This window comes from Paraliobacillus sediminis, from assembly GCF_003426055.1.
The window spans coordinates 563,275-578,027 of the sequence record NZ_QJSI01000003.1 but is presented as its reverse complement, the minus strand read 5'-3'; the positions used below and the strand labels follow the sequence as shown (position 1 = coordinate 578,027).

Annotated in this window: 9 protein-coding genes and 1 other annotated feature; of the genes, 1 reads left to right on the top strand and 8 read right to left on the bottom strand. The window is 36.0% G+C overall.

Annotated features, from left to right (window positions below):
• Nucleotides 1-102: 102 nt before the first annotated feature.
• The 6 genes from ilvA to D2K60_RS15535 all read right to left on the bottom strand — a co-directional run bounded on the left by ilvA (nt 103) and on the right by D2K60_RS15535 (nt 7,354).
• Nucleotides 103-1,362: a threonine ammonia-lyase IlvA gene (ilvA, locus tag D2K60_RS15560; protein WP_117169518.1), complete on the bottom strand. Its 1,260-nt coding sequence runs from the start codon at nt 1,360-1,362 to the stop codon at nt 103-105.
• A 137-nt stretch (nt 1,363-1,499) separates the two neighbouring features.
• Nucleotides 1,500-2,426 carry a manganese-dependent inorganic pyrophosphatase gene (locus tag D2K60_RS15555; protein WP_117169519.1) on the bottom strand — a complete coding sequence of 309 codons (927 nt, stop codon included), beginning with the start codon at nt 2,424-2,426 and terminating at the stop codon, nt 1,500-1,502.
• Between the two features lie 96 nt (nt 2,427-2,522).
• Nucleotides 2,523-3,767, bottom strand: a complete 1,245-nt coding sequence (locus D2K60_RS15550) for a glutamate-5-semialdehyde dehydrogenase (RefSeq protein WP_117169520.1) — start codon at nt 3,765-3,767, stop codon at nt 2,523-2,525.
• 2 nt (nt 3,768-3,769) lie between these two features.
• A complete protein-coding gene (gene proB, locus D2K60_RS15545) occupies nt 3,770-4,885 on the bottom strand; it encodes a glutamate 5-kinase (protein ID WP_117169521.1) in 1,116 nt (371 codons plus the stop codon).
• 58 nt (nt 4,886-4,943) lie between these two features.
• Nucleotides 4,944-5,158 (bottom strand) — a binding site (T-box leader).
• A 77-nt stretch (nt 5,159-5,235) separates the two neighbouring features.
• Complete coding sequence (locus tag D2K60_RS15540) at nt 5,236-6,231, bottom strand: MsnO8 family LLM class oxidoreductase (protein WP_117169522.1); 996 nt, start codon at nt 6,229-6,231, stop codon at nt 5,236-5,238.
• Nucleotides 6,232-6,277: 46 nt separating this feature from the next.
• Nucleotides 6,278-7,354 (bottom strand): branched-chain amino acid aminotransferase, encoded by a 1,077-nt coding sequence (locus tag D2K60_RS15535; RefSeq protein WP_117169523.1) that lies wholly within the window; start codon nt 7,352-7,354, stop codon nt 6,278-6,280.
• A 203-nt stretch (nt 7,355-7,557) separates the two neighbouring features.
• Between D2K60_RS15535 and D2K60_RS15530 the strand changes: the two genes are divergently transcribed.
• Nucleotides 7,558-7,965 (top strand): hypothetical protein, encoded by a 408-nt coding sequence (locus tag D2K60_RS15530; RefSeq protein WP_117169524.1) that lies wholly within the window; start codon nt 7,558-7,560, stop codon nt 7,963-7,965.
• Nucleotides 7,966-8,648: 683 nt separating this feature from the next.
• Here D2K60_RS15530 and D2K60_RS15525 read toward each other — a convergent pair.
• Nucleotides 8,649-10,145: a glutamate synthase subunit beta gene (locus D2K60_RS15525; RefSeq protein WP_117169525.1), complete on the bottom strand. Its 1,497-nt coding sequence runs from the start codon at nt 10,143-10,145 to the stop codon at nt 8,649-8,651.
• A gap of 15 nt (nt 10,146-10,160) precedes the next feature.
• Nucleotides 10,161-14,723 (bottom strand): glutamate synthase large subunit, encoded by a 4,563-nt coding sequence (gene gltB, locus D2K60_RS15520; protein ID WP_117169526.1) that lies wholly within the window; start codon nt 14,721-14,723, stop codon nt 10,161-10,163.
• Between the last annotated feature and the right edge of the window lie 30 nt (nt 14,724-14,753).

Below are 14,753 nucleotides of genomic sequence, written 5' to 3'. Positions count from 1 at the left end.
CGTTAGGTATCCTTACGCAGTTATTTCTGACTTTGTTAGATAGTTTAACTTACTTAACGTATAAATTAAAATAAAACAAGCAGTTTCCTGCCTGTTTTATTCTCAAATTAATAAATGGAATAAATCTTCATCTTTATTAATTTCAATATAAGAAAAGCCTTTCTGTTCCATTCTATCTATCAGTGGGTAATAATCACTTCGGTCTTTTAATTCCACACCTACTAATACGGGACCCTTATCACGGTTATTCTTTTTTGTATATTCAAAGCGGGTAATGTCATCTGTCTCACCAAGAACTTCACCTAAGAATTCTCTTAAAGCACCTGCACGTTGTGGGAAATTAACAATGAAGTAATGCTTATATCCTTCATAGATTAGAGATCTTTCTTTAATATCTTGCATCCTATCTATGTCATTATTCCCACCACTTATAATACAAACGACATTCTTCCCTTTAATCTCATCCTTATAATCATCTAAAGCTGCGACCGGCATAGCGCCAGCAGGCTCTGCGACAATAGCATTATCATTATAGAGGTTTAACAGTGTTGTACATACTTTGCCTTCTGGGACGATCGCTATATCATCGATTACTTCTTTCGCAATTTCAAATGTTATGTTGCCAACTTGTTGTACACTAGCTCCATCAACAAATTTATCAACTTTGTCTAAGCGTACTACCTTATTTTGCTTAAGCGATGTTTGCATCGATGGTGCACCAGCTGGTTCAACTCCTATAATCTTCGTATTAGGACTAATACTCTTAACATAAGAACCTACTCCTGAAATTAATCCACCACCACCAACAGACATAAACATATGTGAAATTGGTTCTTGCATATTATCCAGTATTTCTAATCCAAGCGTGCCCTGCCCTGCAATTGTTCGGTAATCATCAAATGGGTGGATAAATGACATATTATGTTCGTCACAATACGCTTTAGCTTCCTTATAAGCATCATCAAAAGTATCACCGACAAGGATAGTTTCAACATAAGAGTTACCAAAAAATCCGACACGTTTTACCTTTTGTCTCGGAGTTGTTGTAGGCATAAATATTTTCCCTTTTACACCTAGTGCTTTACAGGAATAGGCTACCCCTTGCGCGTGGTTACCAGCACTTGCACAAACAACGCCATTCTTTAACTCCTCTTTTGTCAGGCCTTGCATTAGATTGTAGGCACCTCTAATTTTAAAAGATCGCACCTCTTGTAAATCTTCTCGTTTTAAGTAGACATTACATTCGTACTTTTCGGAAAGGATCGCATCCTTTTGTAATGGTGTATTTCGAACTACATCTTTTAACATTTTCTGTGCAATGAGGATATCTTTTATTTGAACTGCATTAACTTCTGTACTCATAATTAGTAGGATCCTTTCTGAAAAATAGTTAAGTTAATACGTCAAAGTAGAATGACATATAAACCAAATTCACTTTTTATTTGTTATGGATTAGAAAAGACAACTATTCCCTTTCTATAGCTGCCTTTTTCTAGTTATTATCCTAATGTTTCTGTTAATTGTGGCACTATTTGTTTCTTGCGAGATACGACACCTTTTAATAAGGCTTGGTTATTTTCTAATGTAACACCGAATGCCTTCTCGACGCTATTTACCATTTTACCTAATGATAGAATGACAGAATCATTATTAAGTATGTCCGTAATAACAAACACAAATAGGTCAAGATCTTTTTCACTTATTGTTTTATTAATAACCGCTTCCAGTTCTTGTTGTTTTACTAATACTTCTGTGATATCTACTGTATTAACTTGAGCTACTTCTACTTTATAAGAACCCATTTCAAATTCTTTTGCATCAAGTGTAATTAACTCTTTAATAGACTTTTGACTTAAATCTGCTCCAGCTTTAAGCATTTCTAATCCATATGTATCCAAATCTACATCTGCAATAGCAGCAAGTTCTTGTGCAGCTTCGATATCTTCACTTGTACATGTTGGTGATTTAAACAGTAAAGAGTCAGAAATAATTGCTGACACCATCAATCCGGCTATTTCTTTTGGAATTTCGACATGCTTTTCTTTATATATTTTATTTAAAATAGTAGCGGTACAGCCAACTGGCTCAGCACGATAATATACAGGATCGCTCGTTTGGAAATTTGCGATACGGTGATGATCAATTACTTCTTTTACTTGTACATCTTCAATATCATCTGCACTTTGTTGACGTTCATTGTGGTCAACTAGTATAACAGAATCAACTTCGTTAGCAACTGTAACGACCTGTCTTGGAGCTTCTACTTTAAAATGATCTAAAGCATATTGCGTTTCGTTATTAATTGTACCTAAACGTACAGCTTCTACATCTTCACCTAGTTGTTTTTTTAAATACGCATATGCAATTGCTGCTGTAATTGTGTCAGTATCTGGACTTTTATGTCCGAAAATTAAAGATTTGGTCATTTTATTACACTCCTTATCGTATTAAATCCTAATCGTTATATAAATTCATAATCTATTGTAACGCAAAATAAATAATCTTTCACGTATAATCATTAATCATTTAATTTGTCCATCACCGTATAAATTATATTTCGTTGATGTTAATGCTTTTAATCCCATTGGTCCGCGCGCATGTAGTTTTTGGGTGCTAATTCCTATCTCTGCACCAAAACCAAATTCAAAGCCATCGGTAAAACGTGTTGAAGCATTATGGTAAACACATGCTGCATCAATTTGATTCATAAATTTCACAACATGATTACTATTTTCTGTAATAATCGATTCTGAATGTTTCGTGCTGTAACGATTTATATGTTCGATCGCTTCATCTACACTTGTTACTGTCTTTATCGCAACAATTTTATCCGAAAATTCTGTTTCCCAATCTTCTTCAGTTGCTAACGGCAATTCAAGACGTGCTTCTATTATTTTAGCATCAACCCGCATCTCCACATCATGATCATAAAGTGCATTGATTAATAAATCGCCATGTTCTTTAAACCAATTCTCATGTACGAGTATCGTTTCAATAGCATTACAAACAGAAGGACGCTGTGTTTTTCCGTTAATTGCTATTTGCACACTCATTTTTGGATCAGCAGTCTCATCAATAAATAAATGACAATTACCGGCACCTGTTTCAAGTACAGGTACAGAAGATTTATTTATAACTGTATCAATTAATTTCTTACTACCCCTTGGAATTAAAACATCCAGATACTCATTTAAACGAAACATTTTTTCAGCTGTTTCACGACTTGTGTCTTCAATTAATTGTACTGCATGTATTGGTAAGTCTGATTTATTTAAAGCGGTTTGAATAACGGATACAAGTGCCTTATTAGAATGGATCGCAGAAGAACTACCCCTTAATAACACCGCATTACCTGTTTTGATACATAAACTTGCAGCATCAACAGTGACATTTGGTCTAGCTTCATAAATAATACCAATAACACCTATTGGAACTGAAACTTTTTTAATTTGGAGACCATTTGGACGTTCCCAATCCTCTAAAATAGTTCCGATTGGATCCTCTAATATAACTATTTGCTCTAGTGCGTGAGACATTTCCTCAATGCGGTCCTTGTCTAATCGCAAACGGTCTATAAGTGATTCTGTTACACCATTATTCACGGAAGCTTCAATATCTCGTTTGTTTTCAGTTATTATAAATTCCTGTTGTTCAATTAGTTCTTTCGCTATCAATTGTAATGCCGTGTTTTTTTCTTCTGTTGTTGCACTTGCTAATGTAAGACAAGTCTCTTTTGCTTGTTTTGCAACTTCAATTAAATCAAACATTTTTATACCCCCTGTAAAGTTAATACTAATTTATCGCGATGAATCACTTCTGGACGCTTTCTGTTCGTTATTTCCATTGCTTCTGTACTTCCCATTCCTTTTGCTTTAATAAGATCCTCTGAAGAATAACTGACTTGGCCCTTTGCAATCACGTTATTCTGATAAATTATTTCAACCACTTCTCCGGATTCGAAGCTATTGATCACTTTTTTTATTCCAACGGGTAATAGACTTTTCCCTTTTGATAAAATTGCTTGTTGTGCACCTTTATCGATTTCTATTTGTCCCGAAATATTGGAATGGAATGCAATCCATTGTTTTTGTTTGCGTATATGATGTGTTTGGTGATTTCCGATATATGTTCCATCACCATTTCCTGCTAAGATTTCCAAAAATTTTTCTTTTCCTTCTCCGAGACCAACAAATGCATCAACACCTAATGAAAGAGACGTTTGTGCTGCTAGTAGTTTTGATTTCATGCCTCCTGTACCTAGTTTAGAACTAGATGTTTGACTCGTCTGTTTGATCAAATCATCTGAAATGAAATCAAGGTAATGATATTTTTTGGCCGATAAATCTTGATTCGGGTTTGCATCATAAATGCCATTAATATCAGTAAGTAGAATTAAATAGTCTGCATTAACCAAACCGCTAACTAGCGCAGATAACATATCATTATCGCCAAAGGTCAATTCATCAATTGCAACGGAATCATTCTCATTAATTATTGGAATGACCGATCGTTTTAATAACTCTGTGATCGTTTGATATACATTGCTGAATTGTTCTTGATTTACAAATACATCTCTCGTTAATAATAACTGAGCACAAACCATGTCATACCTTTTAAAAGCGTCATTATACGCTTCAATTAACAATCCTTGACCCACTGCTGCCGCTGCTTGTTTCCCAGACACAGTAACCGGTTTACTTGAATAACCTAAATTCCCAAAACCAGCAGAAACTGCACCAGAAGAAATAAGTACAACTTCTATACCTGCTTGAATTAAGCGAGCAATAGCATCAGCATGACCATTTAGTTTCAAAAGGCTTAATCTACCGTCTTTTTCAGTTAACGAACTACTCCCTATTTTAACAACTACTCTTTTATTTGCCATTATTAGTCGCCTTCTCTGTATAAAATAAAAAACACTTTCCATCCATTACATTTTTATTGTAAAGGACGAAAAGAGTTTTCCGCGGTACCACCTTATATTGACAAGTTTTACACTTGCCCATCTCAGCCTATAACGCTAGGTGGCGGTTAAGTTATTTGCTTAACAACTCCAAGGTAGGTTCAATAGCATCAATTATGCAGGGATCTTTCAGCCGATGAATCCCATTCTCTTATCCTATGATAGCTATTTACTGATCCTCTTCTTCGTCTTCCGAATTATCTAATTACATCATATTATGCTTTAGTGAAATAAAAATGTCAACTAATTTTGTCAGAAAAATCAGTTGATTTTCAAAATGCCTGACTAATCAACTGAAATGACTTTAAACGTGTTGCATAACTAGTTGTATGTGTACTGATCATAATTTCATCAGCTTGATAATTTTTTCCAATCGTCTCTAATTGTATTTTTACTTGTTTTGGTGTACCGTAAATGACTTTTTCTTTTGCTTGGTGCACTAATTCTTGCTTTACTGAACTTAACTGTTGGAATCTTTCTTCAACGTTATCAAGTGACTTATTTTCGTTTTCTTTATATAATGTGCTCTCTATTTGTCTTACACAATGAGAAAATGCTTCTCGTGCTGCCTCTTCTTCACTTTCTAAACAAATAGCTTGGACAGTCACTAGCGTATAAGGATTTTTAGCTTGCTTCTTTTTAATGAAATTAGATTTATAGTTTTTTGTTATATCTGGACCCTTATTTTCACTCATAAATGCACCAAAAGCATACTTAACACCTAAATTAGCAGCTAATTTAGCACTCTTATCACTTGTACCCAACAACCAAATTTCAGGTGGGAGCTCTGGCAATGGCATTGGTATTATTGAATGAAACATGTGATCAACAGGAAAATCTTGTTGGAGAAAGTGGATTAATTCTTCTATATTATCAGGTGTCTGTTTCACATTTTCTAAATAATTCCCTGATAATGCTATAGATGCTTGAGCAGATCCACCTGGTGCCCGTCCAATTCCTAAATCAATTCGATCTGGAAATAAGGTTGCCAAAGTATTAAAAGTTTCTGCAACTTTTAATGGTTTGTAATGCGGGAGCAATATTGCTCCCGCACCTAAACGTATCTTCTCTGTTCTGCTACCAATATAACTTAATATAACCTCAGGGGTAGAACTAGCTAGGGTATCCATGCCATGATGTTCTGTTAGCCAAAAACGGTGGTAACCACACGATTCTGCAAGTTGAGCTAATTTTACTGATTCAATAATAGCTTGAGTAGATGTTACCTGTTCAAGAAGTGGTGATTGATCTAAAATACTTAATTTCATCTGATAGGCCTCCTTCTATCAAGAAAAAAACACCCGTGTGGGTGTTTTAATCGTTTAACGTGCTAATCCAATTAAACGGATCTTCTTCTCTTCCATATTGTATACCTGTTAATGTATCATATAAACGTTTAGAAACCTCGCCTGTTTTACCATTGTTTATCTTTAGACTCTCACCTTGCCAAGCTAATTCACCAACTGGTGAAATAACAGCTGCCGTACCGGCTCCAAAAGCTTCTTCTAATGTGCCAGCTTGATAAGCTTGATAGATTTGATCCATTGAAATTTTACGTTCAGATACGGGGATATTCCAATGTTTTAACAACTGCAGAACAGAATTTCTTGTTACACCTTCTAATATACTGCCATTTAATGCTGGTGTAACAACTTCACCGCCAATTTTAAAAAATACATTCATACTACCAACTTCTTCAATGTAATTTTTCTCTAGACCGTCTAACCAAAGCACTTGTGCATAGCCTTTACTCGCAACAATTTCTTGTGCTTTTAAGCTAGAAGCATAATTACCTGCTGTTTTCGCCTCACCTGTTCCACCTTTTACAGCACGAACAAACTCACTTTCTACTGCAATTTTAATTGGGTTAATACCTTCTTTATAATAAGCACCTACTGGTGATAAAATAATTATCAGTTTATATGTTTTTGATGGTGCAACTCCTAAATATGGTTCTGTTGAAATAACAAAAGGACGAATATACAACGATGTACCTGGTGCGTTTGGCACCCAATCTTTTTCAAAACTTACTAATTGTTTAATTGCATGTAGCATTAACTCTTTATCAATCGTTGGAATGCACATACGTTCATTCGATCTGTTTAATCGTTCCATGTTCTTCTCTGGTCTAAATAAGTTAACCTCACCTTGGTCTGTTAAATAGGCTTTAAGTCCTTCAAATACTGTTTGACCATAATGAAATACCATTGATGCTGGATCAAGTGAAATTGGTTGATAGGGTACAATTCTTGGATCGTACCACCCTTGTCCTTCTTTATAATCCACAATAAACATATGATCAGTAAATACATTGCCAAATTCTAATTGATCAGATACTGGTTTGTCTTTATGTGATGTAGTTTCAGTAATAGATATCGATTGTTGTGTCATATTTCTTGTCCCCCTGCAGTATATATTCTAGATCTAATAGTATAAACTCTATTTTATTACTAAATGATCAATTTAGACAACCTATTTGTATTAAAAATATTCAAACTATTTTCTAAACTAAAAAAATAAGCTCATTTGATAGGTAATATGATATGATCATATCACCATCCTTCTACCGATTAAATAAGTAAAGAGGTGAATATATGCGTGAAGTAATCACGTGGTTAGCCGAATTAGTGAATGCTGCCCACGATATTTTAATTGTTCTTTTTCAGGAACTAGGTTTTTCATTAACAGATAAGCAGTTACATTTTTGGATTATTGGCGTAATTGGAATTTTTGCTTACTTTTTTGTTTATTTCTTTTTTAAAATTTTAGCCGAATTCAAATGGAGTACATCCATTTTTGCCTTTGTTTATACATTTACGCTAATGATCGTGCTTGTTTTTGCAATAGAAATACAACAAGCTATCACAAATAGAGGGAATATGGAATTTGCTGATGCTGTTATAGGCCTATGGGGTTTCTTGGTATTCTTCTTTGTCTATGCATGCCTAGCTATCGTTGCGTATCTGATAACGAAATGGTATAAAAAAAGAAAAAGAGATTAATAGATAAACAGTGTTGCTTTTCAATAGTCAGACTTGAGAGAAATTCTGTCGTAAGTGGTTTACAACTCTAGACACGCTACGGTAGCAAATGGTCTCCTTTTCCGTGGGCACAACCTCAGCTATCTATAGAAGCGAAGAGCACTTCTATAGAGGATCTTCGGTTTGTGCTGTTCCCACTGGAGTGTCAACCATTTGCTACCTTCGCTGGATAGCGTATCTCTGTTTTAAACAGGTGACAATATCACTTTTTATTGAATCTAAAGCGTATTCTAGTTACGCTTTAATTACAAATAATAGTGCATTTTACACAATTTCTATTCACGGACTAAAACTAGCGGATCAAGCGAAATGGGCGACATCCTCGAAAATAATAATATTTTCTTCGTGCGATGTTTCGCTGTCGTAGCATTCCTTGTCCTGTAGGAACAGCACGTGCCTACGGAAAGGGAGACCATTTTGCTTGAGAAGCGAGTCGAAAGTTCTATTATATGCCCATTTATATAAAGATCGTTACGACAGAGTCTATGGTAATTTAACTTAATCAACAATCTTTTAATAAATCGCTATATGAAATGATTTACTGTTTGGTTTATTATTCTTTTAAGCATAACAGTCTCAAGAAATTAACAATAAAAAAGATCACTGTGGTACCTTTTATAAGGCATCACAGTGATCTTTTATTCTTATACTGCCAATACAGTTGGTAAGCTTGTCGCTCCCATTAAATAATTGTCTACTGCATAAGCAACTTCACGACCTTCATTGATTGCCCAAACAATTAAACTTGGTCCTCTTCTAGAATCTCCAGCAGCAAATATACCTGCTACATTTGTCTCAAATTCACCATAAGTAGCAGCGATTTTGTTTCTGCTAGTCTCAATGCCAAATTGCTTTAATAATGGCTGTTCTGGGCCTTCAAAACCAATTGCAATGACAACTAATTCCGCTGGCCAAACTTTTTCAGTACCTGGATTTTCTTGGTAAACAAACATCCCGTTTTCATCTCTTGTTTTAACCATTTCTACTGTATGCAATTCTTTTAATTGTCCATTTTCATCAGTAACAGCTTTCTTTGTTTGAATAGAGTATTCACGAATATCTTTACCAAATGCTTCTTTAGCCTCTTTGTGTGCATATTCTAAACTGAAAACCTGTGGATACTCTGGCCACATATTGTCTGATGTGCGTTTTAATGGTAAAGCTGGATTAATACCGAATTGTGCAATTGATTTCGCGCCTTGGCGCAATGCAGTTGCTACACAGTCAGCACCTGTATCACCGCCACCAATAACAATCACATCTTTACCATCTGCATTTAAAGTATCTGGAAGTATGGTTGTATCATCCAATACTTTTTTAGTAGCAGTAGTTAGATAATCCATTGCAACATGAATACCCTTGGATTCACGTCCTTCAACAACAAGATCACGAGGCTTTTGTGCACCCGTACAAACTATAACAGAATCAAATTGTTCTTTTAATTCATCGGCAGTTATATCTTTACCGACTTCTGTATTCAAAACAATTTCTACCCCTTCTTGTTCTAGTAATCTAATTCTTCTTGTTACAACGTCTTTTTCAAGCTTCATATTTGGAATACCGTACATTAGTAATCCACCAGCACGATCAGCGCGTTCATACATCGTAACAGAATGACCAGCTTGGTTTAATTGATCAGCTGCTGCCATTCCTGCCGGTCCTGAACCTATAATCGCAACTGTTTTACCTGTACGTTCTTCAGGAATACGTGGTTTAATCCAACCCTTTTCAAAACCTTTATCAATAATAGCCTGCTCGATATTTTTGATTGCAATTGCTGGTTCTGAAATAGCAACTGTACAAGAACCCTCACATGGGGCTGGGCAAACGCGCCCAGTAAATTCAGGGAAATTATTTGTTTTAAGTAAGCGGTCTAATGCATCTTTCCACTTTCCTTTATACACTAAATCATTCCACTCAGGTATTAAATTATAAACCGGACAACCGGATGTAGCATTACCAACTTCCATGCCGATATGACAGAAAGGTGTGCCACAATCCATACATCTTTCCCCTTGTCTTTCAGCGACCTCATCAGTGAAAGGAGCAGAATACTCTTTCCAATCCTTAACACGTTCTACAGGATCACGATCAACTGCTTCTTCCCGTTCTATTTCCATAAAACCTGTTGCTTTACCCATATTCATATCTCCTTTCTACTGTACGATCATTTTTTTGCGTTCGTCATTTAAAACAATACGATTTTCTTTTTTAGCCAGAAAAGCACTCATCTTAGCATCTTCAGCTGATTCGCCTGATTCTACATAAGATTGTATAGTTTGTAGCATTAACTTGTAATCTTTCGGAATTACTTTTATGAATTTCTTCACACTATTTTCCCAATCATCTAATACTTCTTTTGCTCGACTGCTGTTTGTGTAGACATATTGATCATTAATAATCGTTCTTAGGTTATTAATCTCTTCTTCTGATTTTAGTGTTTCAAATTCTATTAATTCCATATTACTTAATTGCTCGAATTTTTCTTTATCATCAGCTAGTACATAAGCAATACCACCAGACATACCTGCACCGAAGTTTTTACCTACTTCACCTAAGATAACAACTTTACCACCTGTCATATATTCACAACCGTGGTCACCAATACCTTCAACTACAATTGTTGCGCCACTGTTACGAACAGCAAAACGTTCACCAGCATAGCCATTTATATAAGCTTCACCACTTGTTGCACCATAAAAACAGACATTACCTGCAATTACATTTTGACTTGGTTCGATACTAGACTCTTTAGGTACACGCACCGTAATTTTCCCGCCGGATAATCCTTTACCAACATAGTCATTGGCATCACCAGTTAAGTGCAGTGTCATTCCTTTTGGTACAAATGCACCAAAGCTTTGACCAGCGGAACCTGTAAAGTTAAGCGTTATCGTGTCGTCAGGTAAACCTTCTTCCCCATACATTTTAGAAATCTCACTACCAACTATTGTTCCAGCTACTCGATTAATGTTTTTAATAGGGAACGAAACATTAACTTTCTCGCCTGTATCTATAGCTGATTGAACAGCTGGTAGAATATGCGTTATATCTAATGATTTATCAATCTTGTGGTCTTGTTGTGATTTATTATAACGAGCACTACCAGTATTTTTAGGTTGATAAAGCATTCTAGATAAGTCTAGGTATTTTGCTTTCCAATGCGTATTTGCTCGTTCACTTATCTCTAGGACGTCTGTACGACCAATCATTTCATTGATTGTTTTAAATCCAAGTGTTGCCATGATCTCGCGCACTTCTTCAGCGATGAATCGCATGAAATTTACCACATGATCAGGATCACCAGCAAATTTTTTCCGTAATTCTGGATTCTGTGTTGCAACACCAACTGGGCAAGTATCCATATGACAAACACGCATCATAACACAGCCTAATACGACTAAAGGTCCGGTAGCAAAGCCATATTCCTCTGCACCAAGTAACGCTGCCATTACGACATCTTTACCGGTTAATAATTTACCGTCGGTTTCTAGAATTATACGCTCGCGTAAACCATTTAACATCAACGTTTGATGCGCTTCTGCTAAACCAATCTCCCAAGGTAAACCAGCATGCTTGATACTCGTTTTCGGAGACGCACCAGTACCACCATCATAGCCAACTACTGATATAACATCGGCACTTCCTTTTGCTACACCAGCAGCGATTGTACCAACACCAGCACGAGATACAAGTTTCACACTAATACGCGCATCACGATTCCCATTTTTTAAATCATGAATTAATTGTGCTAAATCTTCAATAGAATAAATATCATGGTGTGGTGGAGGTGAGATTAAATCAACACCAGGTGTAGAACCACGTACATTCGCAACCCATGGGTAAACTTTCTTACCAGGTAATTGTCCACCTTCTCCAGGTTTTGCACCTTGTGCCATTTTAATTTGTAATTCATCTGCATTCACCATATAGTGACTTTTTGCGCCAAAACGACCTGAAGCGATTTGTTTTATTGCACTTCGACGGAAGTCTCCGTTTTCGTCAACAATATAACGATTAGCATCCTCGCCACCTTCTCCACTATTACTCTTACCGCCTAAGCGATTCATGGCAATAGCTAATGACTCATGTGCTTCTTGGCTAATAGAACCAAATGACATAGCACCCGTTTTAAAACGTTTTACAATCGTGTCCACGGACTCAACTTCATCTATCGATATAGAATTTTCAGTCTTAAAGGTAAGCAAATTACGTAAGAAACCTAAACGCTCTTCGTCTGCTGACTTAGAGAATTCCTTGAACAATTGATAATCTCCACGTCTTGTTGCCCATTGCAGTTTATGAATCGTTGTTGGATTATAAGCATGGTGTTCACCCGTTTGTCTCCACTGAAAATCACTTCCTGGCTCTAATGTATCATCTACTGACTTACTATAGCCGTCTTGATGACGCATCTTCGCTTCTTCAGCAATTATATCTAAACCGATTCCATCAATTTGCGATGCAGTTCCAGTGAAGTATCGATCAATTACCTTATTACTAATACCTAGTGCTTCAAAAATCTGTGCTCCCCGATAACTTTGAACAGTAGATATGCCCATTTTAGACATAACTTTAATAACGCCTTCAGTTACGTTATTAATATAACCACCGACTGCATCTTCGTACGTAACAGCTAGATTATCATTAGCAATTTCATTTCGGTATGTTTCATATGCTAAATAAGGCGTAATTGCGTCAACACCATATCCAATTAAGGCAGCAAAATGATGCACTTCTCTTGTTTCACCAGATTCAACTAGTAAACTCATTTTCGTTCTACTACCTTGTCTAACTAAATGTTGATGTAAGCCACTTGCCGCTAGTAAAATAGGAATCGCTATCTGTTTTTCATCCATATTTCGATCGGATAAAATCAATAGTTTTACGCCATTTTTAATAGCCAGATCTGCTTTAGCGAAAATAGCTTCTAATCCAGCTTGCAAATCATCCGTAAATAAGGAGTCAATAACCTGACTCTTAAAATCTGGATATACATTGTTTTTAAACTGTGTTAACTGGCTATTAGATAATATAGGTGTCTCCAATTGAATTCGATGACTATTTACTTCTGTTGGCTCTAGTATGTTTCCTTCAGGTCCTAATAAAGTCATCGTTGATGTTACAATTTGCTCACGATAAGCATCAATTGGTGGATTTGTAACCTGTGCAAATAACTGTTTAAAATAATTAAAAAGTGACTGTGCACGATTAGAAAGGACAGCAAGTGGTGTATCTGTACCCATTGCTCCAATTGGGTCTTTTCCTTCTGTGATAATTGGTAGTAAATACTTTTCAATATCTTCTGTTGTGTAACCAAAAGCTTTCTGTCGCGTAGTTAAAAGATCAATTGGTTTATCATCATTCTCAACCAATTCACCGCTTAATGTAACAAGATTATCATCTAACCATTTTTGATATGGCTGTTCTCTTACTATTTCATTTTTTATTTCTTCGTCTGCGATAATTCGTCCTTGTTCTAAATCAATTAGAAGCATTTTTCCAGGACTTAGTCTATCTTTATATAGAACGTTTTCTTCGGGGATATCAATTACGCCAACTTCTGATGAATAAACAATATAATCATCTTTCGTTACATAATAACGCGCCGGTCTTAAACCATTACGGTCTAAAATCGCACCAATTTGTTTCCCATTAGTAAATGTGACCGAAGTTGGGCCATCCCACTGTTCCATTAAACAACTATGATATTCATAGAAAGCACGCTTATCAGCAGGCATGTGCGGATTTTTCTTCCAAGGTTCTGGTATTAGCATCATTGCTGCATGTGCTGGTTTTCTTCCAGCGAGCGTGAAAAACTCTAATGCATTATCTAATACAGAAGAATCACTTCCTTCTGCATTTAATATCGGTAATAGTTTATCTAAATCATCACCGAATGCTTCAGAAACAAATTGTTGTTCACGTGCGCGCATCCAGTTCATATTGCCGCGCATTGTATTGATTTCACCATTGTGAATTAAATAGCGGTTTGGATGTGCGCGTTCCCAACTTGGAAATGTGTTTGTACTAAAACGGGAGTGTACAAGTGAAAATGCAGATACAAAATCTTCATCTTGTAACTCTAAATAAAATTGATCTACCTGACTAGGTGTAAGAAGACCTTTATAAACAATTGTTCTATTTGAAAGACTCGCAAAATAAAATTGGTATGCTTGTTCTGTTGCCCAATTTTCTGCTTGTTTACGAATAATAAATAATTTACGTTCAAAAGCTAAATCATCAGTAATTTCCTCATTTGCACCTATAAAAACTTGTCTTACAATAGGTGCTGTATCTTGTGCATTTATTCCAATTTTGCTAACATCTGTAGGGGCACTTCTCCACCCCAATAATCTTTGTCCTTCTTGTGCAATCAATTCATTGATTTTCATTTCAATTCGTTCTCTTTCTTGATCATCTTTAGAGAAGAATACCATCCCAACACCATAACGACCTTCTTCAGGTAATGTAAAGTCACAAACCTTTCGAAAATAATTATCTGGTATTTGAACCATTAATCCAGCGCCATCTCCTGTATCCGGATCACTACCTTGGCCACCTCGGTGGTCCAATTGGCATAACATTTGCAATCCTTTTTGGACAATCTCATGTGTACGCATTCCCTTAATATGCGCATACAACCCAATTCCACATGCGTCATGTTCAAACCCAGGACGATATAAACCTTGTGCTTCAGGTATTTTACTATAACTCATATCATTCGCCCCCATTTACGATTTCTTTTA